This is a genomic window from Novosphingobium sp. 550D (assembly GCF_057401885.1).
Map to the genome: position 1 here is coordinate 864,802 of NZ_CM171613.1, position 22,596 is coordinate 887,397.

34 protein-coding genes are annotated in these 22,596 nt (G+C 63.2%); 23 read left to right on the forward strand and 11 right to left on the reverse strand.

Going from position 1 to position 22,596, the window contains the following annotated elements; genetic code table 11:
• The first annotated feature begins 10 nt into the window (after positions 1-10).
• The 6 genes from AC2S2E_RS04150 to AC2S2E_RS04175 all read left to right on the forward strand — a co-directional run bounded on the left by AC2S2E_RS04150 (position 11) and on the right by AC2S2E_RS04175 (position 4,598).
• Entirely contained in the window at positions 11-1,057 is a 1,047-nt protein-coding gene (locus AC2S2E_RS04150; protein ID WP_486524547.1) for a DUF7146 domain-containing protein, read from the forward strand.
• A gap of 314 nt (positions 1,058-1,371) precedes the next feature.
• On the forward strand, positions 1,372-2,310 hold the full coding sequence (locus AC2S2E_RS04155; RefSeq protein ID WP_486523807.1) for a DUF2493 domain-containing protein: 939 nt from the start codon (positions 1,372-1,374) through the stop codon (positions 2,308-2,310).
• Between the two features lie 107 nt (positions 2,311-2,417).
• Positions 2,418-2,603 carry a hypothetical protein gene (locus tag AC2S2E_RS04160; protein ID WP_486523808.1) on the forward strand — a complete coding sequence of 62 codons (186 nt, stop codon included), beginning with the start codon at positions 2,418-2,420 and terminating at the stop codon, positions 2,601-2,603.
• Positions 2,600-3,214, forward strand: coding sequence for a DNA-3-methyladenine glycosylase I (locus AC2S2E_RS04165; protein ID WP_486523809.1), 615 nt, complete (start codon positions 2,600-2,602; stop codon positions 3,212-3,214). The genes AC2S2E_RS04160 and AC2S2E_RS04165 overlap by 4 nt, the downstream gene beginning before the upstream one ends.
• A 581-nt stretch (positions 3,215-3,795) precedes the next feature.
• A complete protein-coding gene (locus AC2S2E_RS04170) occupies positions 3,796-4,203 on the forward strand; it encodes a single-stranded DNA-binding protein (protein ID WP_486523810.1) in 408 nt (135 codons plus the stop codon).
• A gap of 89 nt (positions 4,204-4,292) precedes the next feature.
• Positions 4,293-4,598 (forward strand): hypothetical protein, encoded by a 306-nt coding sequence (locus tag AC2S2E_RS04175; protein WP_486523811.1) that lies wholly within the window; start codon positions 4,293-4,295, stop codon positions 4,596-4,598.
• Positions 4,599-4,627: 29 nt separating this feature from the next.
• On the opposite strand, the gene vapC is transcribed toward AC2S2E_RS04175, so the two are convergent.
• Together vapC and AC2S2E_RS04185 are read right to left on the reverse strand one after the other, a co-directional pair.
• Positions 4,628-5,020 (reverse strand): type II toxin-antitoxin system VapC family toxin, encoded by a 393-nt coding sequence (gene vapC / locus AC2S2E_RS04180; protein ID WP_486523812.1) that lies wholly within the window; start codon positions 5,018-5,020, stop codon positions 4,628-4,630.
• Entirely contained in the window at positions 5,017-5,211 is a 195-nt protein-coding gene (locus AC2S2E_RS04185; RefSeq protein ID WP_486523813.1) for a type II toxin-antitoxin system VapB family antitoxin, read from the reverse strand. The genes vapC and AC2S2E_RS04185 overlap by 4 nt, the downstream gene beginning before the upstream one ends.
• Positions 5,212-5,564: 353 nt before the next feature.
• Between AC2S2E_RS04185 and AC2S2E_RS04190 the strand changes: the two genes are divergently transcribed.
• From AC2S2E_RS04190 to AC2S2E_RS04265, 16 genes are all read left to right on the forward strand, one after another.
• Positions 5,565-5,729, forward strand: a complete 165-nt coding sequence (locus tag AC2S2E_RS04190; RefSeq protein WP_486523814.1) for a hypothetical protein — start codon at positions 5,565-5,567, stop codon at positions 5,727-5,729.
• Between the two features lie 141 nt (positions 5,730-5,870).
• Complete coding sequence (locus tag AC2S2E_RS04195) at positions 5,871-6,287, forward strand: hypothetical protein (protein ID WP_486523815.1); 417 nt, start codon at positions 5,871-5,873, stop codon at positions 6,285-6,287.
• A gap of 181 nt (positions 6,288-6,468) precedes the next feature.
• Complete coding sequence (locus tag AC2S2E_RS04200; protein WP_486523816.1) at positions 6,469-6,660, forward strand: helix-turn-helix domain-containing protein; 192 nt, start codon at positions 6,469-6,471, stop codon at positions 6,658-6,660.
• 132 nt (positions 6,661-6,792) lie between these two features.
• Entirely contained in the window at positions 6,793-7,068 is a 276-nt protein-coding gene (locus AC2S2E_RS04205; protein ID WP_486523817.1) for a DUF2285 domain-containing protein, read from the forward strand.
• Between the two features lie 111 nt (positions 7,069-7,179).
• Positions 7,180-7,392, forward strand: coding sequence for a transcriptional regulator domain-containing protein (locus AC2S2E_RS04210; protein WP_486524548.1), 213 nt, complete (start codon positions 7,180-7,182; stop codon positions 7,390-7,392).
• Positions 7,393-7,444: 52 nt separating this feature from the next.
• Complete coding sequence (locus AC2S2E_RS04215; RefSeq protein WP_486523818.1) at positions 7,445-7,984, forward strand: DUF2285 domain-containing protein; 540 nt, start codon at positions 7,445-7,447, stop codon at positions 7,982-7,984.
• Between the two features lie 155 nt (positions 7,985-8,139).
• Positions 8,140-8,436: a helix-turn-helix transcriptional regulator gene (locus AC2S2E_RS04220; protein WP_486523820.1), complete on the forward strand. Its 297-nt coding sequence runs from the start codon at positions 8,140-8,142 to the stop codon at positions 8,434-8,436.
• Between the two features lie 6 nt (positions 8,437-8,442).
• Positions 8,443-9,333 carry a replication initiator protein A gene (locus AC2S2E_RS04225; RefSeq protein WP_486523821.1) on the forward strand — a complete coding sequence of 297 codons (891 nt, stop codon included), beginning with the start codon at positions 8,443-8,445 and terminating at the stop codon, positions 9,331-9,333.
• 379 nt (positions 9,334-9,712) lie between these two features.
• Entirely contained in the window at positions 9,713-10,483 is a 771-nt protein-coding gene (locus tag AC2S2E_RS04230; RefSeq protein ID WP_486523823.1) for a DNA-methyltransferase, read from the forward strand.
• On the forward strand, positions 10,480-10,998 hold the full coding sequence (locus AC2S2E_RS04235) for a DUF2840 domain-containing protein (protein WP_486523825.1): 519 nt from the start codon (positions 10,480-10,482) through the stop codon (positions 10,996-10,998). Before AC2S2E_RS04230 ends, AC2S2E_RS04235 begins: the two co-directional genes overlap by 4 nt.
• Entirely contained in the window at positions 10,995-11,576 is a 582-nt protein-coding gene (locus tag AC2S2E_RS04240) for a S26 family signal peptidase (protein WP_486523827.1), read from the forward strand. Before AC2S2E_RS04235 ends, AC2S2E_RS04240 begins: the two co-directional genes overlap by 4 nt.
• Positions 11,577-11,591: 15 nt before the next feature.
• Positions 11,592-11,921, forward strand: coding sequence for a DUF736 family protein (locus AC2S2E_RS04245; protein ID WP_486523828.1), 330 nt, complete (start codon positions 11,592-11,594; stop codon positions 11,919-11,921).
• Between the two features lie 77 nt (positions 11,922-11,998).
• On the forward strand, positions 11,999-12,361 hold the full coding sequence (locus AC2S2E_RS04250) for a DUF736 domain-containing protein (RefSeq protein WP_486523829.1): 363 nt from the start codon (positions 11,999-12,001) through the stop codon (positions 12,359-12,361).
• Positions 12,362-12,366: 5 nt separating this feature from the next.
• A complete protein-coding gene (locus AC2S2E_RS04255; protein WP_486523830.1) occupies positions 12,367-13,182 on the forward strand; it encodes a lytic transglycosylase domain-containing protein in 816 nt (271 codons plus the stop codon).
• A 261-nt stretch (positions 13,183-13,443) separates the two neighbouring features.
• A complete protein-coding gene (locus AC2S2E_RS04260) occupies positions 13,444-13,578 on the forward strand; it encodes a hypothetical protein (protein ID WP_486523831.1) in 135 nt (44 codons plus the stop codon).
• 446 nt (positions 13,579-14,024) lie between these two features.
• Positions 14,025-15,779 carry a relaxase/mobilization nuclease domain-containing protein gene (locus tag AC2S2E_RS04265; RefSeq protein ID WP_486523832.1) on the forward strand — a complete coding sequence of 585 codons (1,755 nt, stop codon included), beginning with the start codon at positions 14,025-14,027 and terminating at the stop codon, positions 15,777-15,779.
• Between the two features lie 90 nt (positions 15,780-15,869).
• On the opposite strand, the gene AC2S2E_RS04270 is transcribed toward AC2S2E_RS04265, so the two are convergent.
• From AC2S2E_RS04270 to AC2S2E_RS04285, 4 genes are all read right to left on the reverse strand, one after another.
• A complete protein-coding gene (locus AC2S2E_RS04270; RefSeq protein ID WP_486523833.1) occupies positions 15,870-16,166 on the reverse strand; it encodes a nucleotidyltransferase family protein in 297 nt (98 codons plus the stop codon).
• A gap of 66 nt (positions 16,167-16,232) precedes the next feature.
• Positions 16,233-16,748 (reverse strand): GNAT family N-acetyltransferase, encoded by a 516-nt coding sequence (locus tag AC2S2E_RS04275; RefSeq protein WP_486523834.1) that lies wholly within the window; start codon positions 16,746-16,748, stop codon positions 16,233-16,235.
• Between the two features lie 9 nt (positions 16,749-16,757).
• Positions 16,758-17,009: a type II toxin-antitoxin system TacA family antitoxin gene (locus AC2S2E_RS04280; protein ID WP_486523835.1), complete on the reverse strand. Its 252-nt coding sequence runs from the start codon at positions 17,007-17,009 to the stop codon at positions 16,758-16,760.
• A 189-nt stretch (positions 17,010-17,198) separates the two neighbouring features.
• Complete coding sequence (locus AC2S2E_RS04285) at positions 17,199-18,116, reverse strand: LysR family transcriptional regulator (RefSeq protein ID WP_486523837.1); 918 nt, start codon at positions 18,114-18,116, stop codon at positions 17,199-17,201.
• 132 nt (positions 18,117-18,248) lie between these two features.
• Here AC2S2E_RS04285 and AC2S2E_RS04290 point away from each other — a divergent pair, with 132 nt between their 5' ends.
• Positions 18,249-19,022: an SDR family oxidoreductase gene (locus tag AC2S2E_RS04290; RefSeq protein WP_486523838.1), complete on the forward strand. Its 774-nt coding sequence runs from the start codon at positions 18,249-18,251 to the stop codon at positions 19,020-19,022.
• 62 nt (positions 19,023-19,084) lie between these two features.
• On the opposite strand, the gene AC2S2E_RS04295 is transcribed toward AC2S2E_RS04290, so the two are convergent.
• Genes AC2S2E_RS04295 through AC2S2E_RS04315 form a run of 5 tightly spaced genes read right to left on the reverse strand, consistent with a single transcriptional unit; the run spans position 19,085 to position 22,483 of the window.
• Positions 19,085-19,999, reverse strand: a complete 915-nt coding sequence (locus tag AC2S2E_RS04295) for a PepSY-associated TM helix domain-containing protein (RefSeq protein WP_486524550.1) — start codon at positions 19,997-19,999, stop codon at positions 19,085-19,087.
• Positions 19,957-20,310, reverse strand: a complete 354-nt coding sequence (locus tag AC2S2E_RS04300) for a PepSY domain-containing protein (protein ID WP_486523839.1) — start codon at positions 20,308-20,310, stop codon at positions 19,957-19,959. The genes AC2S2E_RS04295 and AC2S2E_RS04300 overlap by 43 nt, the downstream gene beginning before the upstream one ends.
• Before the next feature lie 23 nt (positions 20,311-20,333).
• Positions 20,334-20,675 carry a TonB-dependent receptor domain-containing protein gene (locus AC2S2E_RS04305; RefSeq protein ID WP_486523841.1) on the reverse strand — a complete coding sequence of 114 codons (342 nt, stop codon included), beginning with the start codon at positions 20,673-20,675 and terminating at the stop codon, positions 20,334-20,336.
• Positions 20,594-21,613 (reverse strand): TonB-dependent siderophore receptor, encoded by a 1,020-nt coding sequence (locus AC2S2E_RS04310; protein WP_486523842.1) that lies wholly within the window; start codon positions 21,611-21,613, stop codon positions 20,594-20,596. The genes AC2S2E_RS04305 and AC2S2E_RS04310 overlap by 82 nt, the downstream gene beginning before the upstream one ends.
• A gap of 21 nt (positions 21,614-21,634) precedes the next feature.
• Complete coding sequence (locus AC2S2E_RS04315; RefSeq protein WP_486523843.1) at positions 21,635-22,483, reverse strand: TonB-dependent siderophore receptor; 849 nt, start codon at positions 22,481-22,483, stop codon at positions 21,635-21,637.
• Positions 22,484-22,596 lie beyond the last annotated feature (113 nt).

Here is a 22,596-nt window from a genome sequence, read left to right on the forward strand (position 1 = left end):
GAGCCCCATGATGCAAAGTCCCGCCAGCCAGATTGCCTACGCCTTGGCCGAGAACGCGGAAAGCGTATGCCGCCATTATCTTTCAAAGGGTCACAAGGAGGGTCGATACTGGCTGGTGGGTGATGTGTATAACACCCCTGGTCGTAGCCTCTATGTCCGCCTCACGACCTCGCCGGAGGGACGTGGGGCGGCGGGCAAGTGGACCGATGCGCAGAATGGCGATCACGGCGATTTGCTCGACGTGATCGCCGCCACCTGCGGGCATCATACCTTGCGCGAAACGCTCGACGAGGCCCGCCATTTCCTGAGCCTGCCCATGCCTTTGCCGATGGAGGACAAGCCCTTGCGCAAAGCCAAAGCGCCGACCGGCACGCCAGAAGCGGCGCGGCGGCTCTTTGCAGCCTCCAAGCCGATGACGGGCAGTCTGGCGGGCACCTATCTTGCCTCCCGGGACATCACGAATCTTGCCGGTTGCGAAGCGCTGCGTTTCCATCCGCATTGCTGGTATCGGGCATCGGATGATGACCTTGCCGATGTTCGCCCCGCATGGCCGGCGATGGTCGCGGCGGTCACCGATCTCGATGGCAGCATCACCGGCGTGCATCGCACCTGGCTGATGCGCGATGGTTCGGGCAAGGCGCCCGTCGCCTATCCGCGGCGCGCCATGGGCCATCTGCTCGGGCACGGTGTTCGGTTCGGGCAAGCGGGTGCCGTGATGGTCGCCGGCGAGGGCATCGAAACCATCCTGTCGCTGCGGCAGGTGATGCCTGGCCTGCCGATGATCGCCGCGCTGTCCGCCGCCCATCTCGCCGCCATCTTCCTTCCGGCCGTTTTGCAAAGGCTCTATGTCGCTTGCGATGCCGATCCCGCAGGCGCGGCGGCGTTGACGAAGCTGACCCGTCGGGCAATCGCATCGGGGATCGAACTCGTGCCGCTCAAACCCAGGCTCGACGACTTCAACAGCGATCTGCGCGCTTTCGGAAGGGATAGGCTGTCGGAGCAGGTTCGGGTTCAGCTATGGGCGGATGACGCGGCACATGTCCTGACGAACGGGTGAAGGCAAGCCGAGGATTCCCGTTCGGTGTCATGCGGCGGGGAGCGCCGGAGATCGCCCATGCCAGAGTGCCACGCCTCGGCCTTCGTCAGAGGGCGCTTGCGGCAAGCGGTGCGGGACAGCAATGGCGGGCGGGCAGCTATTTTCCGCCGGGGCTGAAGCCCCTTTGCATCGCGAAGCAAAATAGCCACCCGCCCGCCATCCTCCACATGCGTTCCGGCCTCGCCAGAGGGCGAGGTGCGGTCCCGCGCCGCCCGCCGCCGGGCAGCGCCACGAAGGCCGCGAGAGGCGCGGCTGACAGGCAAGGGACACTTCTCATGGCGACCCCATTTGACCAGCATGACGACGAACAGGAACCCCAACCCGGCGGCACCGCCTATGTTCTTCAGGAAATGCAACTCTACGGCTACCGGCCCTTCGAGGATGAGCCCGACCAGCGCCTCTTGCCGGAAGATCCCCATATCGAGCGCGCGGTTGCCGACATGTTCGACGGTCTGGTGTCCTCGCTGATCGACACGCGGATCGAGCCTGATCTCGAAGATCTCGCCTGGGGCATCGTCAACGTCTTCCAGCGCGCTGCCGAGCGGATCGAACGCGAGCTGGACAGCAATGAGCGGAAGCAAAAGCGGCTCCGGCATGAATATGATGGCAGCGAGGTCGCATCGGTCGAACTGGAGCGTGCGACGGCCGAGGGCATCACCATGCTCGAACGCCGCGACACGATGGAATTCTTCCGCGATGCCGCCGCCGATCAGTTCCGCATCCATATCCGCAAGCCCTGGCTCCCCCGTTCCAGGCCGATGGTCAATCATAAGGCGCTGACCTCGGCGGTGATCGACAGCCGCACGTTCTCCGACAAGCGCAAATATCAGGATGCGAAAGTGCTGAACCCCGATGGCGTGCGGATCGCCTTCACCGGGGGTGCCGACTGCAACGATCACCAGCGCATCTATGCCGTGCTCGACAAGGTTCATCAGCGCGTGCCCCAGATGATTCTGCTCCACGGCGGTACGCCGACCGGCGCCGAGCGTATCGCCGCCTGCTGGGCGCGAGACCGCAATGTGCCGCAGGTGCCCTATCAGCCTGACTGGAATCGCCACAAGAAGGCCGCGCCCTTCAAGCGCAACGATGCCATGCTCGAAACCATGCCCAAGGGCGTCATCGTCTTCCCAGGCACCGGCATTCAGGACAACCTTGCCGACAAGGCCCGTAAGCTGGGCATCAAGCTCTGGGATTTCCGCGAGCGGAGGGGGTAATGGGAACATATCAAGAATATCGCCCTTGCGCCTCATGCTATTCGAGGATTATTCTCTGGCTCTGGACCGGGCATCTTCGTCCGGCCCGGAGCGGGAGTCTTCGCCTGATGACGTGCAAGAATGCCAGAAACGCCGAGATGGAAAGGCTGTATAGCGACGGCGCGACCTATGCCGCGCTTGGCCGCCAGTTTCAGCTATCCGCGTCTCGGGTGGTTCAGATCATCGCAAATGTCAGGCGAGCACGTATCAAGCTCCAGCGCCGTCTGGATGCGCCACTACGCCATACGACGTGAGTTCGCTGTTTACGGTCGACGCTCAGCCTCGCTGTGGCTGGTGTGCGGCCACGCCCGACTACATCGCCTATCATGACACCGAATGGGGTTTCCCTGTCGATGATGATCGCCGCCTGTTCGAAAAGCTCAGTCTTGAAGGTTTCCAGTCGGGCCTTTCCTGGCGCACCATTCTGGCCAAACGCGAGAATTTCCGCGCGGCCTTCGCGGGATTCGATTTTGAGCGCATCGCCGGATTTACCGAGGTCGATGTCGAACGCCTGTTACAGGATACCGGCATTGTACGGCATCGCGGCAAGATCGCGGCGGTGATCAACAACGCCGCTCGCGCGCAGGCGCTGGTGCGCGAGGCTGGATCGCTCGCCGCCTATGTCTGGAGTTTCGAGCCTGGCGGCAAAGATATTCCCTATCTCGCCTCAACTTCCCCGGCGTCGGTGGCGATGTCGAAAGATCTGAAGAAGCATGGATGGGCTTTTGTCGGCCCAACCACGGTGCATGCCTTCATGCAAGCCATGGGCCTCATCAACGATCATGCCGAGGGTTGTATGATCCGCGCGAAGGTCGATAGCGCGCGACAGACGTTCCGGCGCCCCAGGCAAAGGCCGGGAATCTGACGAATTTGATGCTGCGCTGGCCCGCATGGTGCTCACCAGGCCGGATCGATCTCGACGTATTCGGTTTGAGTTTGCAGGCTTTGGTATCAAGCTGTTGATGGCGCAATTGGTCGTTATGCGGGGGCATGACCATGCATCATGCCTGTCGCAATGCGCGTCCCTTCGCTTGCCGGTCCGTTGAATACGGCGGGGCCATTCGTCATGTCAGGCTTCACCATAGGCCCGCAGCCGCAGCCTTCGGGCAGAGCGCCAAGGCCGAGAAAAGGGGGTGAGGTCGGTTCTCTACTGGCCGGGCATTGGTCCAGCCCCATGCCGCAACGATTGCTGACTTCATCCGCATCTTCTCGGCGCCGCTCACCGCCAAGGGAAGCGCCCTCCGCCTGACTGATCCCCTAAGCCCGCTCGTTTTCCGGCGGCAACCCCGGCGGGCCGGGCCGTGTTGGCGCCAAGGCGCCTGCCCGCACCACCCCGACCCTTGGGGGTCACGTCTCCGCTGCGCTGCGATGCCGCCGTCTCCCGACGGTCTTGGCCGGGTCTCGTCGGAGGGACGGTCCCTCGGGCGGAAGCAACGGAGATTTGAAATGCAGAACATCGTCATTCTCGCCGGCAACATTGGCCAGGAACCCGAAACCCGCACCACGCAGGGTGGAACCTCGATCACCCACTTCACCCTCGCGACTTCGCGCCCGCGCTATTTCGAAGGCAAGGTGCAGCGGGACAAGGATGGCTACCGCATCCAGGAAACCGAATGGCACCGCATCACCGTGTTCAACGGCCTCGGCAAGACGGTCCAGGAGCATTGCGCCAAGGGCATGAAGGTGCTGGTCCGCGGCCGCATCCACTACACCAAATGGACCGATCAGCAGGGCAATGACCGCTACGGCTGCGAGATCATCGCCGAAACCGTCGATTTCCTGAGCCGGGCCAAGGCAGCCGACACCAGCGGTTCGGGCGCGGCCAACGATATCGATGACGATATTCCGTTCTGAGCGGGTCGTTCGGCCCGGCGGCATCCGCCGCCGGGCCTTCGTTCCCTTTCGAACCCATTCCATCGTCCCTTAAATCCGTGAGAAAAATCATGAGCCGTCACACCATCACAGTTCGTTCGCACAATGCCTGCGACGAGGAAGCTACCATCGGCTTCGATCCGCCGATGCAAACCTACTTCCTTCACGCCTTCATGCACGTTGACGGCAATCTCGGGATCTGGCTGGGCGGTCGATTCGGTGAGTTCAAGGAACTCGACACCCTGATCGCAACCGTCCTGAGGTGGGGCTATACGCTGGAGGGCCTCACCGAGGAGGTCATCGCCGGTATGGCCGTCGAAGCCGCTCGCCCACACCGGCCTTCGCTGGTCGAACGGCACGGTTGGCCGATCCGCTAAAGCCATGGCGCCGCCGATAGTGGCGCCATTCAACTTGCGCGTTCGAGGCCCAGAAATTCGACAAAAGGGTCGAAATCGCGATCACTGTAAAGCAGGGCATGGCCGCTCTCGATGCAGCGTGTCGCGATCAGTGTGTCGATTGTTTTGCGCACCGTAACGCCTCTGGCCCGCAGATCGCGGAAATTACGGGCTGCCTGCACTGCGACGTCCCGGCCACCGATTTCGACGAGGTCAAGACTGGTCAGCAGTCGATGCGCGCGGTAGAAATCGCGCTCGCTGGTGAAGCCCTGTAGAACTTCGGTCAGGATGAGATCGCCGATCGCCAACGGCGCCTCGCCGAGCAGGCGGTCGAGTGTTTCGACTTCCCGGGTCGCTGTGCCACGGAAGAAATCGATCCAAACGCTCGAATCGATGAGGATCATCCGTCATGCCGCATGGCGTCGAGATCACCCTGCCAATCGAGTTTGCCACGCAAATCGCGCAATTCTCTTTGGTGGCCAAGCTTGACGAGGGTGCGCAAGCCCAGTTCGACCGCCTCGCGTTTGGTTTTGAGGCCCGTCGCCCGTAATGCATCGGCCATGAGGTGATCGTCGATCTGGATGTTGGTGCGCATGATGTGTATCCTTCGGGATTAATATACACATCGACATGCGGATTGGCCAGTGCTGTCATGCGACAAGCTGAGGGCAACGGTCATAGCCCGGTCTAGCTGGATCAGGTTCCAGACGAGCGACTGGGCGATTCTAGCATGGTGGCCCAGCCTGCCTCCCGCGAAGTCCATCCCCGCTCTCGATTGGCGCTGATCCCTTGGCCGAAGCCCGGCCTCCTTCAATCAACCCACAAGGGGTCCGCTACGCATATGCGTGCGGCCGCGCCTTTCAGGCGCGGTGATTGCGGCCTGTCCCCAGCCCGCAGGGCACCTGTCGAGCGGGGATGGTCTCCGCTCCCCGACAGGAGTTTTGCATCATGCCGCTCAAGACCGCCCAGTCGCTCGCCTGGAACCTCGCCAAGACGCTGATGACCGTTATTGCCCTCATCCAGACCGAACACGGCTTTTATGCGCTGCCCGCCAGCGAATTCGATGGCGACCCGCGTATGGTGCTCGCCGAATACGATCCCTACCCATCCTGATCGCCAAAGGCGCTCATGCTGATCCGCAGCAAAATGCGGCTTTTCCTGCCAGATCTTGCCAGCTATAAGGGATTGGCAAGACCGCGCTGTGAAACCAGATAGTGAGCGCGTCCCGATCCGGAAATCCGAAAAGGACGCACCATGATTATTTTCCTCGTTCTCGGCCTGTTTGCCAGCCTCTACATGCTCTGGCTGCTGTTTGCCCTCGCGGCGCAGGCGCTGCCATTTTACGCGGGCATTTCGGTCGCATTCCTCCTGCACCATCTGGGATGCGGCTATGTCGCCTCGATTGTCGTGGGGTTCATCGCTGGCGCGTTCACGCTCGGCCTTGGCCAGGCGTTGTTCGTGCAGAGCCGATCGACATCCGTGCGTTGTGCGATTGCAGTTCTTTTCATCGCACCGGCTGCTATCGCGGGCTACAGTGCCACGCATGGCGTCGTTGGTCATGTCATTGGCAACGGCGTCTTCGCGACGTTGGTGGGCCTGGTGGGGGCACTCGGTATCGCCAACACCGCATGGCGCCATCTTGCTTCTGGCCCGATTGCCCCGCGCATCTGAACGCTTCAGCCTCTGGTCCGGTAAGGCGCCGACCTGCTTGGGAGACCATCATCCCGCAATAGTCGGGTGACAGGTCGGCTCAGGATACAAATCCCTACTATACTGGGTGGAAGTGATGTAGGGTAACCGCGACGACACCCGAATGACACTTCGGGAGATCGTAGCGAGAAACTTGCGGCATGTGCGTCGGGCCAAAGGCCTGTCGCAGGAGGAATTGGCGCATCGTGCGGGTTTTGATCGCAATTATGTCGGCATGCTTGAGCGACAGGAAAATTCGCCGACTGTCGATACGGTCGAGCGCCTCGCTGCCGTTCTTGAAATCCAGCCTTTCTTGCTGTTGGTGGAGAATATCGACAGCACTGATCCTTTTTGAATATCGGCGTTTCGTTTACCCGGCGATGGCAATTTGTTCGCCCGTCGTTAGGCGCAATCGCCCCTTGTTCCAATTTGGTTGCTATTCTCTGGGCAGGCTCTCCATCGCGCGCAAGCCTGTCGGGCGATTGTCATGACCGATCGAACCTTTCTCGACGCGCCGCCTTCAGGCGAGGTGCTGACCGCCTATGATATGGCGCATCTGACTTCCTATTTGCGGCTGCTTGATGCCGCCGCCGATCCGACCGCCACCTGGCAGGACGCGGCTCAGATCATTTTGGGGATCGATCCGGCCGTAGATCCCGACAGTGCACGGCGTATTCACGATGCACACCTGGCCCGAGCCCGCTGGATGACGGAGGTTGGTTATCGACAACTGGCGGCGTTCGAGCGAGCGCGTTGGCGGTAATCACGCTTGGTCAAGTCCCTTATCTACCGCCATAATCCGGCCAAAAGGGGCTTTTTGTACAGCTTGATGCCCGACACTCTCCCTGTCCAAAAAGACAACGGGAGAGGTTCGATGGGAAACGTTCGCGATTGGCGAGACGAAAATCCGTTCGCACCGGCAGAACAGTTCAGCCTGCCACAATTCGCGCTGCAATTCCTGCTCCGCAACCGGAACTATCAGCGTGAGTACGGCGACTTGGTGCAGGACCCCGCCTCGTCGGATGAAGCGGCCAAAGCTCGTGTAGCGCATCGCTGGGGGTTGCGATTTCCTGGTCGATCCTGCTGAGGCCTGCCCGGCCGATGAGCCAATCTGGCGAGCAGATGCTCTGGGTTATGTTGTGCTACTTGCACAGTGGCCGCAAGGGTTTGCCGATTTCACGCCCATCCATTTTGCCGACATTGGTGATATAACCGCGCGGCATGAGGATACCGATGGCCTTCATCTGACCCTGGGGTCGGGCGAAGGCATCATTCGCCTGTTCTGTCAGGCTGGCCCTTCGGTCTGGGGTAGTGTCGTCATGCCGATAGAGCCGGTCAATCCGGCGCGCCGCAAAGTGACGGAATGGTTTCAGGCCTTGTTGAACGGGAAAGCGCACGGCTTTTCCCCGGAGGCCGCGGATTTGACGCCGCAATTGCGGCACTATCTCGCCAGATTGCTGTTCCTGCTCGACGCGCGCGCAGCCGGTGCGACCATGCAGGACCTTGCCGAGGAATTGCTCGAGGCGCAGGGCGTCACGATCAGGGGCGCTGATTTCGCCGACAGCGCGCAGCGACAGCGTTTGCGTCACTGGCGCCGGGATGCCGAATGGCTGGTGACTGGCGGCTACCGGGATCTTCTTGCCGGGCGCTGGCCTCGCAACCGGCGGCGGTCGATCTGACCGTTTCGACCTTGCGGCTTGTCCTTCCTGCTGAAGCGCAAGGGACATCTTCAATATTTTTGCGCGTCCCTCCCAGGGACATCTCGCTTCCGCCAGCCTGATCTCCTCATCGCCGCCAAGCGCCTCTGCTGGCGGTCCTTTGCAGGAGGATGCCCATGCAACCCGTCGAAGCCGATCATCGCCCACGCTACCTCAAGGAGATCAATCCCGCGCCCGTCCAGGCGCATTATCTGACGACCCCTGATGCCGCGACGCATCTCGGCCTTTCCCCGCGCACGCTGGAAAAGCACCGCTGCTATGGCACCGGCCCCGTCTATCGGCGCCGTGGCGGTCGGATCGTCTACGCCATTACCGATCTCGATGCCTGGGCAACTCTGGGAACGCGCCGCTCCACCTCCGATCCGGGGCATGGCACCGTCCATCCGGCCAAGCGCCTGCCGGCGGGAGCCTGAACGGCCATGCCGCGGATTTTGCCCCTGAAATCCGGCGAACGCGCCCAGCTCGACCTGTTTCGGTCGATGCCGGGCGACATCCCGCCGCGCGATGCCCAAGATCTGATGGCCTGGCCCTTCTTCAGCCTCGCCAAGCGTCGGCGGACCGCGCCCATCGATTTTCGCATGGGCGAGACATGGATTTCCGTCGAGGCCGTGGCGGAGCATGGCATGGCGACCATCTGGGATGCCGACGTGCTGATCTGGGCCGCCAGCCAACTGGTCGAGGCGCGCGATGCCGGGCGCGCGACCTCGCGGCTCATGGTTACGACGCCGCATGAGATACTGAGCTTTATCGGCCGAGGCACCGGGCGCGATCATTATGATCGGCTCAAGGCGGCGCTCGACCGCCTGCAATCGACCAGCGTTGCCACCTCGATCCGCCAGCGGCATCAACGGCGGCGCCATCGCTTCTCGTGGATCAACGAATGGCGTGAACTGGCCGATGGCGATGGTCGTGCGCTCGGCATCGAATTGATCCTGCCCGACTGGTTCTATGCGGGCGTCATCGACAGCGCACTCGTGCTGACCATAGATCGGGCTTATTTCAGCCTGACGGGCGGCCTTGAACGCTGGCTCTATCGCATCGTGCGCAAACATGGCGGACACCAACCCGGAGGCTGGAGCTTCGATATTGCGCATCTCCATCTCAAATCCGGTGCGCTCTCCCCGCTCAAGCAATTTGCTTTCGAGTTGCGGGCCATCGTCCTTCACCAGACCTTACCGGGCTACACACTGTCGCTAGGCCGAGCCTTCGGGCGTGAGCGTCTCAACTTTGTCCCGCTCCCTGAAGATGGCCTTGAACGGGCCATGCGTCGCCTGCGGCTGCCTGTGGATAAGTCCGGGGATAGGCGGTGATGACACTCGGCCTATTAAAAACCACCGGAGTCGGCCCATTGAAAACCGCTGACTCGGCCTATTGGAAACCACACCCCCTTGCAACTCCATGGAATCGCAGGAAGATTCGGCTCCCTTCTAACTATGCTAACATTAAAAACCTAACTGCTTCGCACGCGCGCGCGCAAGGCGGGGCCATTTTGAGATTGTTTCTCCAGGAAATTCTGGGTCGTTCATGCGGATCAAGGGCAGCATCTGAGTACGACTGGAAACGATATTCATCGTATCCGCACCATATACTACGCCGCTGTAAGCGAAGCAACGCTTCTGTTGGGAATGGTCCCTTGCGCCACCAACAGCACGCTTTGATCACGCACCTCTCAACGGCCGGGAGGCGGCCATGATCGTCCTTGCTGGCGATTGCCGCCAGATCATGCCGGCCCACGCCCCCTTCGACATGATCCTGGCCGATCCGCCCTATGGCGACACGTCGCTGGGCTGGGATCGCCGTGTCGAGGGCTGGTTACCGCTGGCTCGCCAGGCCTTGGCGCCTTCCGGCTCGCTGTGGATCTTCGGATCGTTGCGCAGCTTCATGGCGCTGGGGCAAGAGTTCGCCTCCGCAGGCCTGCGCTATGCGCAGGAGATTGTCTGGGAAAAGCAGAACGGCAGCGCGTTCCATGCTGATCGCTTCAAGCGTGTTCATGAACTGGCGGTGCAATTCTACCGCGACGATGCCGCCTGGGGCAGCATCTACAATGCTGTCCAGAAAACCCATGACGCCACCGCGCGCACCGTTCGGCGCAAGCAGCGCCCGCCGCATACCGGGCGCATCGATGCAGGGCATTACGTCAGCGAGGATGGCGGCCCGCGCCTGATGCGCTCGGTGATCTATGCGCGCAATTGTCACGGCCGGGCCATCCATCCGACTGAAAAACCGGTCGGTCTCCTCGAAATCCTGATTCGCACGAGTTGCCCCGAAGGTGGCCTTCTGGGCGACTGGTTCGCCGGTTCCGGCGCGGCGGGCGAGGCCGCCCGTGCAACCGGCCGGCGCTATCTCGGCTGCGAGATCGACCCCGCCATGGCCGCTCGGGCGCAAGCGCGCATCGCAGCGGTGCTGTCGTTCGGTGGAGCGGCAGCGGCCCGTTCCTTCTTCCCTGGAGATCAGCCATGACACAGCAAACGCCATCGGGCGAACCAGTTCCTATGCGTGGGATTGCCGCGCGCAAGGCGCACACCGAAGTCGAGATCCTCTGGATCGAGAAGCGTCTCGAACACTGGATTCGTTTCGGCCGGATCGCGGGCGAGCAGATTCTGACGCGGCGTTCGCGCATCCTCTCATTCCGGCCGGGCGCGGTGTTTGCCTTCGTGCGCTGGTCGGCCAATGACTATGGCACGGTGTCTTCGCACATCGACATCGTGCGGGCTATCCTGCCGGGCGAAGCCTATACGACGGTGCCTTTCGTGCGGCCCGGCGGCGAAGTGCTGCTCTCGATCCAGGGCTGGGCCAAGGTGCGCCGCGTGCTCGATGCGGTCGATGCAGTGGAAGCGGCAGGCCTCGATCCGTGTGACGCCGCGCCCGATCACTGGCGGCATGTCCACAACCGTCTGACCGCAGGTGAGGCGCCACGTCTCTACACCCCCGAGCGCCATCAGGCATGGCTCAAGCGCAAGGCGCTTGAACAATGATCCGCTCCGCCTTCTATCGCTTCTGGCCGGAATTGGTCGGCACGACAATCGGCCTTGCGCTGGCCCCATTGATCATGCCGATGCCCAAGCTGCTGCTGTGGAATGCCAGCGCCAGCGCACCCATGGGTCTCTACCGGCTCAATCCCGTTGCCCTGCCCGAGGTTGGCGACATAGTTGCGATCATACCGCCGCCGTCGCTCGCCCGCGTGATGGCCGAGCGGCATTATCTGCCTGACGGCGTGCCCCTTCTGAAGCATGTCGCGGCGCTATCCGGCGCGCGCGTCTGCCGCATCGACAGCGCAATCCTGATCGACGGACGGTTTGCCGCCATCGCGCGTACCGTCGACAGCCATGGCCGACCTCTGCCGGTCTGGCGCGGCTGCCATGTGCTGCGGGCTGACGAAGTGTTTCTGCTCAACGCCGCCGCCGACAGCTTCGACGGGCGTTATTTCGGGGCGTTGCCTGCGGCAGGTGTGCTGGGTCGCGCCGCGCCGATCCTTACCCGCGATACACCATCGGCGCCGCTCGTCTGGCGCATTTTTTCAACCTCGATTTCGCTCACCCCCCCCCCCGTTTAAGCAAAGGATCTGACCATGACCATTATCGGTGAATTCAAAGCCACCAAGGAGGGCTTCGAAGGGCATATCCGCACCTTCTGCCTCGACGTCGATATTGTCATCATCACGGTGCTGGACGGGCGCGTAGGGCACTACACCGTTCACCGCGGACGCGGACAATACGGCCCCCGGATCGGCCATGGCGAACAGCGCGAGGATGGCACGCTGGGCAGTCGCATCGTGCTGGTCATCGACGATCCTTCCTTCGCCGCGCCGCTACATGCCGAACTCTATGCCTCGCTTCTCTACGAGGGGCGGCACGACCTTTTCTGGAAACAGCCTGCCGAGCGACGGCAGCTTTCCTGAAACCGCGCCTCATTACTCGCGCACGCAAGGCGCGGGCTTTTTCCCGAATTCCTATCACGCAAAGCAGGAGGCATCCCATGCAGATTGGTTTGTTCCACGAGATCACCGACGGCTTTTCCGGGCGCATCCGCACCCCGGTCCTCGACCTTGCGGTCATGCTCGTTCCCAACCGCCGACGGACCCATGACAAACAGGCCCATGACAAGGCGCCCGATTGGCGGCTACACATTGCCGACGACAGCCTCGCGGCGGGTCTCGGTGCCCAGATCGGCGCGGGCTGGACGCATGAGAGCGAGGCTGCCGGGCAGTTCATCGGCGTCGAGATCGACTGCCCGACTTTCGATGGCCCCTTGCATGCCAATCTGCTCTCGCCCCGCCGTTCCGGCGAGCCGTATATGCTGCTCTGGCAGCGGCAGGCGCGCAAACCGGCAGCGGAGTGAGCGTGATGCCATTGCACCTTCCCCGCACGGATGGGCTGCGACATCGACGCCGCAGTGTTCGCCATCGCGGTGCGCTTGCCGCAGCCGTTGTCGCTATCGTCCTCGTCCCGGCCAACACCTTCGCCGCACCCGGCGCTGGCGCGGTCTCGACGCGCGATGCGCCGCCCGGTGCGTTCTCTATCAGCGCGGTGGTGACGCAAGCTGCGCGGCGTTTTGGCATTACCGAAAACTGGATCTGGGCGGTGATGCGCGTCGAGAGCGCGGGCAACACGCGCGCCATCTCGCCCAAGGGGGCGATGGGCCTGATGCAGATCATGCCCGCCACCTGGGCACGCATGACCGCGCGTTATGAGCTGGGCGGCGATCCTTTCGACATGCGCGCCAATGTCCATGCCGGTACGGCTTACCTGCGCGAAATGTTCGATCGCTACGGCGATCTGGCAACGGCGCTGGCGGCTTACAACGCCGGGCCGGGCCGTGCGGATGATTGGCGCTGGCGTGGTCGTCCGCTGCCTGCGGAAACCACGGCCTATGTCGCGCGGATCGTGCCGGCGGTCGGCGCCCTCAGCGGCGGCGCAGGAGCCGTTCCCGTTTCCATCCCGGTCGCGCAAACGGTCGCGGTCCAGCCCTCGTGGCGCGGATCGGGCCTGTTCGTGGCGCGCAGTGATGACGCAGCCACAGATGCCACCTCCACCTCCCGGTCGACCGCCATCATGCAGCCAGATGGCGCTTCCGCGTCGACAGCCACTCCACCGTCCGCGCAAGCGATCATGCGGCATCGCGGTCTTTTCGTGACCGGTTTCGGGGATGGAAAGCGGTGAATCGCCTTGGTTCAATGCGCATCGTCGGATCGGCCATGGGAGCCTGCCAACGCCTCCGCGCGCATGGGGAGAGGAAGGTATCCGCTCAGCTTTGTCCATCATCCGGCATGGATCAGTCCGCCTCAAGGACGACGGTGCCCCCAATTTTGCTCACGCAAAATCGGCACCCCCATCGCCGCTGGCGCGGCCGCTTCGCGGTCCTTGACCCGGCCCGATCCATACCGGGCGCAGCCTCCTGTCTTTCGACATCAGGAGGTGATTATGGAACTGCAACAGCACATCAACGAACTCCGGGCCGAGCTTTCCTGGAACGACGATGCGACCGAAATCGCGCAGATCAAGGCCGAACTGAACGCAGCGCTTGTGGCACTGAACCGGCAGCGACAGACAGGCTGACGCAGCCGGGGAAGCGGCGCGCCTCAAGCGTCGCTTCCCGACTTTCCGCAACAGGGCATGGCTCCCCGCACGGCCATAAGGGCGGCATGGCCTTGAGCCTGGCCCGTACCTTTCGCGGACCGGGGCGACTGTTTGTACCTCTGTCATCGGGGACACCTTGTCGGGCCTCGCCTGCTCTCATTCTCCTCGCTTTCCGGTCGAGGTGCGGCATGGGTGGCAATGGCGCTCCTGGTCGCGGATTGGCGTGGTGTGTCGTTGTGGGCATCTCGCAGGAAACGAAGGGAAAAGTTCAGCGCAAGATAAAAGCCCCGCCCGACGCGGGCGTTGTGGTGGTTGTATGATGGGCATTTTTCTGTCGGGCATCCAGCAGGCGTGTCGGGCGCGATGTGCTGATTTCGCCCGGATTGCCTCGTTTTTATGTCGGGCGGTGCCTTTAGGAGGTCAATATGCCCGGCGATGAAGGCGATTTCCGGCTGCGACCGGGCAGAGGACGGGACCGGGGCGCGGGTTCGGGGCGCAAGGCGAAGAGCCTTGCCGCGCAAGTCCGGCGGGCCGCAGGCCGAGCGGGGCATACGCGCTCTCTGGGGGTAACCACCAGGAGCAAAGCCAAGAGCAGCCGGATCGGGCGGGGACGCAACGTCACCATGCGCATCGCCCGATCAGCGAATGCGCGGCGGGTGACCGTCATGGCGCGCATCGTCCGCCACAAGGGCACGAAATTCCGCGCAGCGCCGCTTGGCAGGCATATCGCTTATCTGAAGCGTGAAGGCGTTACCCGCGACGGGCGTGACGCCGACCTGTTCGACGCCCGCTCCGACCATGCCGATGGCGATGCGTTTGCCGAACGTTGCGAGGATGACCGCCACCATTTCCGCTTCATCGTCAGCCCGGAGGACGCGATGCAGATGGAGGATCTGCGCGCCTTCACCCGCGAGTGGATGGCGGACATGGCGCGCGATCTCGATACCGAGCTGGACTGGGTAGCCGCCGATCACTGGAACACCGACAATCCGCATATTCATGTGCTGGTGCGCGGCGTCGATGACACTGGCGCCGATCTGGTCATCGACCGCGACTATATCCGCGAGGGAATGCGCGCCCGTGCCGAGGAGCGGGTGACGCTGGAACTGGGGCCACGCAGCGAGCAGGACATCCGCACAGCGCTGGAACGTGAAGTGGAGGCTGACCGTTGGACCAGCCTCGACCGACGCTTGCAACGCATGGCCGACGAGACGGCGGGCATCGTCGATCTGCGGCCCGGCGGCGATGACGATCCCGAAATGCGCCGCCTGCTGGTGGGGCGCGCCGACAAGCTGGAACGGCTGGGTCTTGCCGAGGAACAGGGGCCGGGCATCTGGTCGATCAAGGCGGGTGCGGAGCAGACTCTGCGCGACCTCTCGATCCGCACCGACATCATCAAGACCATGCACAAAGCCATGCGCGGGGCGGGCATGGAACCCGATCCCGGCGCCTTTGCCCTGCATGGCGAGGCGCCCGGCGAACCCGTCATCGGCAAGCTGGTGGCGCGCGGGTTGGACGATGAGCTGGCGGGCACGGCCTATGCGGTGATCGACGGGGCGGACGGACGGCATCATCATCTGCGCTTCGACGATCTGGAAATGACTGGCGATGCGTGGCCCGGCGCTATCGTCGAAACACGAGCATGGGAGGATGCCAGGGGCAAGATGCGGCTATCGCTCGCCACGCGTTCCGACCTGACACTGGCCGAGCAGGTCTCCGCACCGGGGGCGACCTGGCTCGACCGCCAGTTGATCGCGCGCGAGCCGGCAGCGACCGGAAACGGTTTCGGGTTGGAAATCCGCGAGGCGATGGATGCCCGCGCCGAGCAACTCGAAGCCATGGGGCTTGCCCAGCGCCGGGGGCAAGGTTTCCTCTTCGCGCGGGGGCTGATCGATACGCTCAAGGCACGCGAGGTCGAGCAGGTGACCGGGGCGATTGCCGAGCGTACCGGCCTTGTGCATCAACCCTCGGCGGCGGGCGACTATGTGAGCGGCACCTACCGCGAGCGGGTTACGCTCTCCTCCGGCCGTTTCGCCATGATCGATGACGGGGTGGGTTTTCAGCTCGTCCCCTGGCGACCGGCGCTCGATCAGCACCTTGGCCAGCACATCACCGGCACCATGCAGCCCGGTGGAGGCATCGACTGGTCACTGGGGCGCGGTCGGGGGTTGGGGCTGTGAGGTTGACAGCGATACGCGCGCCCTGGGCCGATCAATGGCCACCTTACTTGCTTGATCGAATGCGCTCCAATTCGTTTTCGGGATCTCGCATCAGAAAACCTGGACCATGTCGTGTTCCGCTTTTTCCCGAAAGCGGGGGCGCAGGCCTTCCCGCGCGACGAGATCGACCCTGGTTCCCAACCGTTCTGACAATTCCTGGATCAACCCGGCTTGCGTGAACAGGGTGAAGTGCGCGGTGGGATCGTAATCAAACAGCAATTCGAGGTCCGAACCGGCATCTGCCTCGCCGCGTGCCGTCGAGCCGAACAGGTAAAGCGCACAAATACCGCGCTCGCGTAAATGCGGTTCGAATGGTTTCAAACGGGCAATGGCGACAGCTTTGTCCATGGGATTATTTTGCACCAGCAAGCGCTGCGAAGCAATTGTTCGATTGAGGGCATGTGGCGGGAGGCATCAGGCGACAACGGCGCGCAACGTCTCGATCGGCAGAACCAGCGTCGATTCTCCAAGTGGCGAGGGCAAAAAGCCATGCCGTCGGTAGAAAGTGGCTGCCTGGTCGTCGAGCGCGTGAACGATGATCGCACGGGTGCCCGCCATGACCGATACCGCAAGGCAGCGGCGCAAGGCATCCGCGAGCAGATCGCTGCCAAGTCCCATGCCTTGCCAAGGCTGATCAAGCGCGAGACGGGCGATCAACAGCAGGGGCACCCTGTCTGGCGTGCCGCGGCGCAGTTGTGCGCTGGGCAGCACCGCGCGTTGCTCCATGGCGGTGGTGATGGTGTAATAGCCGACAACGCGTTGCGGCTCGTCGCTGGCGCAAATCACATAGGTTCGTGCCGAGAGCCCCTCGCTGGTCAGCGCCCGATCATGCAGCCATAGGTCGAGTGTGTCGTGGCTGCCATTCGCAAAGCCAGATACCACATGATCGGCACGCAGCGGCACCGGCATGGTAACAGTCCTGTCGCGCATGAATGTGCTTCAGCGTTCCCAGGCGGGCTTGCGCTGCATGAGGGCAGCGAGTTCCGGTGCCGGGGATGGCGATGCGTCGAGCAGGGCCAGAAAGCGTTCATGCGCTTCCTCGTCGAGGAAGAAACTGCGCTGATCGAGCAGGGCGTTCTCCGCCTCACGCCGCGCGCTTTCCAGCATGAACTCGGAGAGTTTCTGGCCTCGCATGGCCGCCGCGCGATTGAGCAGCGCTTTTGTTCCGGCCATGGCGCGAATCTGGATCACGTCATCCTTGCGTATCGCGCCTGAACGCCCTTTCTCGTGTTGCCTTGCCTGAGCCATCGCGATGATCCTCGTCATCCCGATCCATCAGGATGTAACGACAATATCAATACACTGCTCCGCCTGAAAAATCCAGCAGCGAATCCGTCTGGCAATGTTTGCTTTGCTGGCGAGCCAAAGGGGATGTGTGGGCTATTGGCTTTCACCCCCCCGCGCCAGCCTCTCTCTGAGCAGGGCTTCCAGCCAGTCGGCGAAGACCTGCAAACGGCGGGACAGGTGCTGGCGATGCGGGTAGAGGAGCGTCATCGGCAGCGCTTCGGCGCGGTGATCGGGCATCACCTCGACCAATTCGCCCGCCACCAGATGATCGCGCACGTCATAGGCCGGGATCTGGATCAGCCCCAGCCCGGCCAGGCAGCAGGCGATCAGGGCCTCGGCGCTGTTGACGGTGACGCGCCCGCGCAGGGCAAGGCTGTGCGTTGCGCCACCTTCGACCCATTCCCACGGCTCAACGCGTCCGGTGGAGGGTGAGGCGTAAAGTACCGCCTGGTGATGCGCGAGATCGGCCGGCCCCATCGGTACGCCCTGCCGCGCCAGATAGGTCGGACTGGCGACGTTGATCAGCGCCAGACTGCCGATCGGCCGGGCGATCAGCGTCGAATCTGCCAGCGGCCCCACGCGCAGCACACCATCCACGCTGTCCTCCACCAGATTGACCGCCCGGTCGGTGGCGCCAAGGTCGATGTCGATTCCGGGATAGGCGTCGAGAAAGGCAGGCAGGGCGGGGACGAGGATCAGCCGCCCGATCCGTCCCGGCACATCGATGCGCAGGCGGCCCGCGGGCTGGGCGCCGCTCTGGCGGAACAGGCCCTCCGTTTCCTCCACCTCGGCGATGGCGCGCAGGCAGCGTTCGTAAAAGGTAGCACCATCCTGCGTCGGGGCGACCCGGCGCGTGGTGCGATGCAGCAGCCGCGCGCCCACCCGCGCTTCCAGCTCCGCCACCGCCGCCGACACCGAGGAGCGCGGCAGCCCCAACCGGGCGGCGGCGCGGGTGAAGCTGGAGGCCTCGACCACGCGGGCGAAGATACGGAACAGGTCGATGCGGTCCATGGGGCGCTCCAGAAGATTGGTCGCTATTTCTGACCAATGTTGTCAGATTGCCCGGCTTTATCGCAATTTGCCAGACGATAGAACGGGCTCATCACGCGGCACCTCCGCCGCCTGCTGCTCAGGAGACCCTTCATGACCGACCATGCCATCACCGGCAAAACCGTGCTGATCGCCGGTGGCGCCAAGAATCTGGGCGGGTTGATCGCCCGCGATTTCGCCGCTTATGGCGCGAAGGCCATCGCCATCCACTACAACAGCGCCGCCACCCAGGCCGATGCCGAAGCCACCGTGGCCGCCGTCAAGGCTGCTGGGGCCGAGGCCGCCGCCTTTCAGGCCGATCTCACCACGGCGGGGGCAGTGGAACAGTTGTTCGCCGAGGTGGTGGCCGCTTTCGGCAGGCCGGATATCGCGATCAACACCGTCGGCAAGGTGCTGAAAAAGCCGATCCTCGCCATTTCCGAAGCCGAATATGACGAGATGAGCGCGGTCAACGCCAAATCGGCCTTCTTCTTCCTGAAAGAGGCGGGCAAGTCGCTGAACGGCAACGGCAAGATCTGCACTTTGGTGACCTCGCTGCTGGGCGCCTTCACCCCATTCTACGCTTCCTATGCGGGCACCAAGGCGCCGGTCGAGCACTTCACCCGCGCGGCGGCCAAGGAGTTTGGCGAACGCGGCATTTCGGTGACGGCGATCGGGCCGGGGCCGATGGATACGCCCTTCTTCTACGGCCAGGAAACACCCGAAGCGCAGGCCTATCACAAGAGCGCGGCGGCGCTCTCGGCCTTCTCGAAGACCGGCCTCACCGATATCGAGGACATCGTGCCTTACATCCGCCTTCTCGTCTCCGAAGGCTGGTGGATGACCGGCCAGACCATCCTCGTCAATGGCGGCTACACCACCAAGTGACCGTGGGCGTAGGCCGGTCGCCTGCCAGGGTGGCCGACCTTGCTTTCCGCTCGCCGAAAAGCCTATCGCGCGACCTGATAACGAATGGCAGCGATATGCCTTGCTCGCCGCTTGCGTGCCCAGATCATCACACCGGTGATGCTGAGCGCCGTCACGCCCAGCCCCAGTGCCGAGACGAGGATACGAAAGGGTAGCCCCCACACCTCGGCCATATGCAGCAGGGTGATCCAGGTCATGAACCGGTCAGCGCCGGTCTTGCCGATGGGATCGGCCCAATGCAGCACATGGCCGTCCGTCGCATCGAATATCAGCTCGGTGCGCCCGCCTTTGTCGATGGCATCGAGGCTGGTGCGGGCGTAGAGCGCATAAGCACCGCTGGCCGGATCATACCCCAGCATCGCCAGGGTGCTGACGGTGAAGCCGCGCCGGGCGCCCATCGCCGTCAATTCGCGCATGGCCAGCGTGATCGCGGCGCGCCGGTCAATCGGTGGTCTGGCGAGCGGTTGCGCCCGATGCGGCGGTTCATAGCGGTCGGTTGCGCCGAACAGATGCATCACCGGCCGTTCGACCTGTGGCAGGATCAGCCCGACACCCGACCATGCAAACACCAGCAGCATCGGCCACATCCACAGGCCGGAAGCACGGTGGATGTCGAAGGTCAGCTTGTGTCCACGTGCGCGCCGCCGGATCTGCCATGAGGGTTTCCAACGCCGCCACCAGGCCATGACAGGTCGTTGTGCCCCTGGCTGTTTCTGACGCACCGGCAGGGTGAGCCCGAAGCCTACGAAGCAGTCGATGGTCCAGATCAGTGCGGCCACGCCAAACGCCAGCATCCCCCAGCGCCCCGCCACGAAGCCGTAATGCAACCGATACAGGAAGGGCACGATGTTCACCGCTCCGTCGCGCACGCCGCCATAGGAGAAATGGGTGCGGATTATGCCGGTGAAGGGATCGGCCCAGACCGTGTCATAGCCCAGCCCAGCGGCGGATGGCCCGGCGCGGCTTCGACGAACAGACGCATGACATGAGTATCGGGCACGTCGAGCGCCAGATAATCGACCCGCCCGCCGGTTTGAGCCTCGATCCTTTCGGCGATGCTCACCGCATCCAGCACATGCGCGCCCGGATAGGGCGGCACGGCGCGCGACAGGGCGGGGCTGCTGGCGTATCCGAGGCTTTCCTCGAAGGGGATGATCGCACCGGTCAATCCGGCAATCACCAGGAAGAAGGTCAGCGCCAGCCCCGCCCAGAGATGCACGATCACCCAGAAACGACGGGTGAGCGGCATCGCCAGGACGGCCCTACTGCACATCAGAACGAGCGCGACAAGGTGAGCCGGAAGCTGCGGGGCTGACCAACGGTGACGCGGGTCAGGCGACCCGCGCTCGGCCAGTAGCGCTTGTCGAACAAATTGCCGACATTGGCCTGAATGCCCCAGCCGGCAAGCTTGTAGGCGATCCCGGCGTCGACGATCGTATAGGCTGGCAGGATCAGGGTCGGTGTCGTCCCGACATTGACATCGTCGAACGACCCGTTGCGGCTGCTGTTATAGGTCATCCCAAGCGATGTGCTCAGACCCTTGAGCGCGCCGTTCTGCACCGCATATTGCCCGAACAGGGTGAGATTGTGGCGCGGGTAATTGCCCAGTTCCATGCCGACGGGCAGATCATTTCCCGTGTCACCTTGCCCCGGATATAGGCGTAGGCGACATTGAGGCTGAAGCCCGGTGCCGGTCGCCACTGACCTTCGACCTCGACACCACGGCTGCGCTGCTGACCGGTAACGCGATAATAGTCGGCATAGGCTGGATTGGGATCGCTGGTCTCGACATTCTCACGTGTGAGCTGGAACAGCGCGATCGTGCCCGAGAGTGTGGAGTTCTTTGGTGCGAATTTGAACCCGACCTCGTAATTCTCGCCGCGCTTGGGCGGCAGAGGCCCCAGGATCAGGCTGCCATCGCTGTTGACGCCCAGCACCTGCTGGTCGCCCGGATATTGCGGCGTGAAGCTCTTCGACCAGGAGGCATAGACCGTGGCTTCCGGAAGCACGGCATAGGTTGCGCCGACGCGGGGGCTGAAGGCATGCGTCTTGTCACCGTCGCCATTCACCCAGTCATAGCGGCCGCCCAGCGTCAGGGTGACGCGATCACCGAACTTGAGATGGTCCTGAAGGTAGAGACCGGTCTGGTGGGAGCGTGAACTGTCGCCGGAAGGCGTGCCGCCATTGTTGACGAGGACGGCGGCGTAGTTCGGATTGGTGAGGCTCAGCGGGTTATCGGTGGCATCATAATCGCCGCCGCTGGTGTAGCTTTCCCGGTTCTGGCGGTAATCGATGCCAACCACGACGGCGTGCCGGATCGGTCCGGTCGAGAAGTCCGCTGCCATCCGGCTATCGACGGCAAAGTCCTTATAGGCCGCATGATGCGGGCCGTAGAGATAGCGGCCAAGCGTGGCCGTAGGGGTTGAGGTGCTGTCGCCATTGGCGTCGATGAAGCCCCCGGCGAACATCCAGCGGTCCCAATCCGAAGTGCGATAGGTGTAGCGCAGGCTCTGCGTAAAGCGCAGCGCTTTCGAGAAGCTATGCTCGAACACATAGCCGATCTGCTTGCGGTCCTAGGAGGTGAGGTTTTTCTGATTTCCGCTGCCGTTAAGGGAAAAATCGACGGGCAGGCTGACAACGCCGGGCAGGACCGTGCCATAGGCGGGGACCGGCGAATAGGCATTGTCATGGTCGCGCTGCCACCGGCACAGCACCGTCAGGCGCGTTTCGGGACCGATCTTCCAGGTGAGAGCGGGCGCGATGAAGATACGGTTCTGCCCGGCATTCTTCACGAAACTGTCGGCATCGCGGTAGAGGACGCTGAGGCGCGCCAGCAATCTCCCGTCCTTGTTGAGCGGCGCATTGGCGTCGATCGTGCCTTCATAATTGTTCCACGAACCTACCGACGGACTGACGTTGAGGAAGGCGTCATCCTGCGGGCGCTTGCTGACGAGATTGATGAGCCCACCCAAGGGCGCCTGACCGAACAGCATCGAGGCCGGGCCCTTGAGCACTTCGACCCGCTCCAGCCCGAACAGCTCCTGGTTGGCGCCGACGCCCGTCTCACTGGCCAGACCATCGAGATAGAGGCTCGAATAGGAGGCGTCGTAACCGCGGATCGTGTAGCCGTCGTAGAAGCCATAGGTACTGGCCGACGAAATGCCCGCCACCGTGCGCAGCGCATCGGCGAGGCGCGTCACCCCGCGCGCCTCGATCAGTTCCTTGGGAACCACCGAGACCGACTGCGGCGTTTCCAGCACCGGGATGTCGGACTTGCCGATCTGGGCTGACTCGCGCAGCAGGAGGGCGGTGACGACGATATCGTCTGCCTTGGCCGGCGCATCGCTGGCCTCGTCGGCCAAAGCGGCGGTGGAGCAGAGCAGCGCGCCGCACAATGTCGGCGCGTACAGGATAGAACGCATGGTGATCCCCGTCTTTGAATTTAAGGGCGGCCTAGACTTATTAGGAATGAGTCGCAATAACTGGTGCGAGCGGTTCGCAACATTGTGCCAGTGGGGCTATGAGAGCAAGCCTC

Excerpts from the sequence above, each read along its gene's own strand:
- AC2S2E_RS04185 (WP_486523813.1), bottom strand. The coding sequence starts at position 5,211 with ATGCGCACCAACATCCAGATCGACGATCACCTCATGGCCGATGCATTA.
- AC2S2E_RS04260 (WP_486523831.1), top strand. The coding sequence starts at position 13,444 with ATGGAACTGCAACAGCACATCAACGAACTCCGGGCCGAGCTTTCCTGG.
- AC2S2E_RS04230 (WP_486523823.1), top strand. The coding sequence starts at position 9,713 with ATGATCGTCCTTGCTGGCGATTGCCGCCAGATCATGCCGGCCCACGCC.
- AC2S2E_RS04160 (WP_486523808.1), top strand. The coding sequence starts at position 2,418 with ATGACGTGCAAGAATGCCAGAAACGCCGAGATGGAAAGGCTGTATAGC.
- AC2S2E_RS04235 (WP_486523825.1), top strand. The coding sequence starts at position 10,480 with ATGACACAGCAAACGCCATCGGGCGAACCAGTTCCTATGCGTGGGATT.
- AC2S2E_RS04240 (WP_486523827.1), top strand. The coding sequence starts at position 10,995 with ATGATCCGCTCCGCCTTCTATCGCTTCTGGCCGGAATTGGTCGGCACG.
- AC2S2E_RS04150 (WP_486524547.1), top strand. The coding sequence starts at position 11 with ATGCAAAGTCCCGCCAGCCAGATTGCCTACGCCTTGGCCGAGAACGCG.
- AC2S2E_RS04300 (WP_486523839.1), bottom strand. The coding sequence starts at position 20,310 with ATGCCGCTCACCCGTCGTTTCTGGGTGATCGTGCATCTCTGGGCGGGG.
- AC2S2E_RS04175 (WP_486523811.1), top strand. The coding sequence starts at position 4,293 with ATGAGCCGTCACACCATCACAGTTCGTTCGCACAATGCCTGCGACGAG.
- AC2S2E_RS04270 (WP_486523833.1), bottom strand. The coding sequence starts at position 16,166 with ATGGACAAAGCTGTCGCCATTGCCCGTTTGAAACCATTCGAACCGCAT.
- vapC (WP_486523812.1), bottom strand. The coding sequence starts at position 5,020 with ATGATCCTCATCGATTCGAGCGTTTGGATCGATTTCTTCCGTGGCACA.
- AC2S2E_RS04170 (WP_486523810.1), top strand. The coding sequence starts at position 3,796 with ATGCAGAACATCGTCATTCTCGCCGGCAACATTGGCCAGGAACCCGAA.
- AC2S2E_RS04265 (WP_486523832.1), top strand. The coding sequence starts at position 14,025 with ATGCCCGGCGATGAAGGCGATTTCCGGCTGCGACCGGGCAGAGGACGG.
- AC2S2E_RS04225 (WP_486523821.1), top strand. The coding sequence starts at position 8,443 with ATGCCGCGGATTTTGCCCCTGAAATCCGGCGAACGCGCCCAGCTCGAC.
- AC2S2E_RS04255 (WP_486523830.1), top strand. The coding sequence starts at position 12,367 with ATGCCATTGCACCTTCCCCGCACGGATGGGCTGCGACATCGACGCCGC.
- AC2S2E_RS04220 (WP_486523820.1), top strand. The coding sequence starts at position 8,140 with ATGCAACCCGTCGAAGCCGATCATCGCCCACGCTACCTCAAGGAGATC.
- AC2S2E_RS04315 (WP_486523843.1), bottom strand. The coding sequence starts at position 22,483 with ATGCGTTCTATCCTGTACGCGCCGACATTGTGCGGCGCGCTGCTCTGC.
- AC2S2E_RS04245 (WP_486523828.1), top strand. The coding sequence starts at position 11,592 with ATGACCATTATCGGTGAATTCAAAGCCACCAAGGAGGGCTTCGAAGGG.
- AC2S2E_RS04285 (WP_486523837.1), bottom strand. The coding sequence starts at position 18,116 with ATGGACCGCATCGACCTGTTCCGTATCTTCGCCCGCGTGGTCGAGGCC.
- AC2S2E_RS04290 (WP_486523838.1), top strand. The coding sequence starts at position 18,249 with ATGACCGACCATGCCATCACCGGCAAAACCGTGCTGATCGCCGGTGGC.
- AC2S2E_RS04205 (WP_486523817.1), top strand. The coding sequence starts at position 6,793 with ATGACCGATCGAACCTTTCTCGACGCGCCGCCTTCAGGCGAGGTGCTG.
- AC2S2E_RS04195 (WP_486523815.1), top strand. The coding sequence starts at position 5,871 with ATGATTATTTTCCTCGTTCTCGGCCTGTTTGCCAGCCTCTACATGCTC.
- AC2S2E_RS04275 (WP_486523834.1), bottom strand. The coding sequence starts at position 16,748 with ATGCGCGACAGGACTGTTACCATGCCGGTGCCGCTGCGTGCCGATCAT.
- AC2S2E_RS04250 (WP_486523829.1), top strand. The coding sequence starts at position 11,999 with ATGCAGATTGGTTTGTTCCACGAGATCACCGACGGCTTTTCCGGGCGC.
- AC2S2E_RS04190 (WP_486523814.1), top strand. The coding sequence starts at position 5,565 with ATGCCGCTCAAGACCGCCCAGTCGCTCGCCTGGAACCTCGCCAAGACG.
- AC2S2E_RS04155 (WP_486523807.1), top strand. The coding sequence starts at position 1,372 with ATGGCGACCCCATTTGACCAGCATGACGACGAACAGGAACCCCAACCC.
- AC2S2E_RS04305 (WP_486523841.1), bottom strand. The coding sequence starts at position 20,675 with ATGGAACTGGGCAATTACCCGCGCCACAATCTCACCCTGTTCGGGCAA.
- AC2S2E_RS04210 (WP_486524548.1), top strand. The coding sequence starts at position 7,180 with ATGGGAAACGTTCGCGATTGGCGAGACGAAAATCCGTTCGCACCGGCA.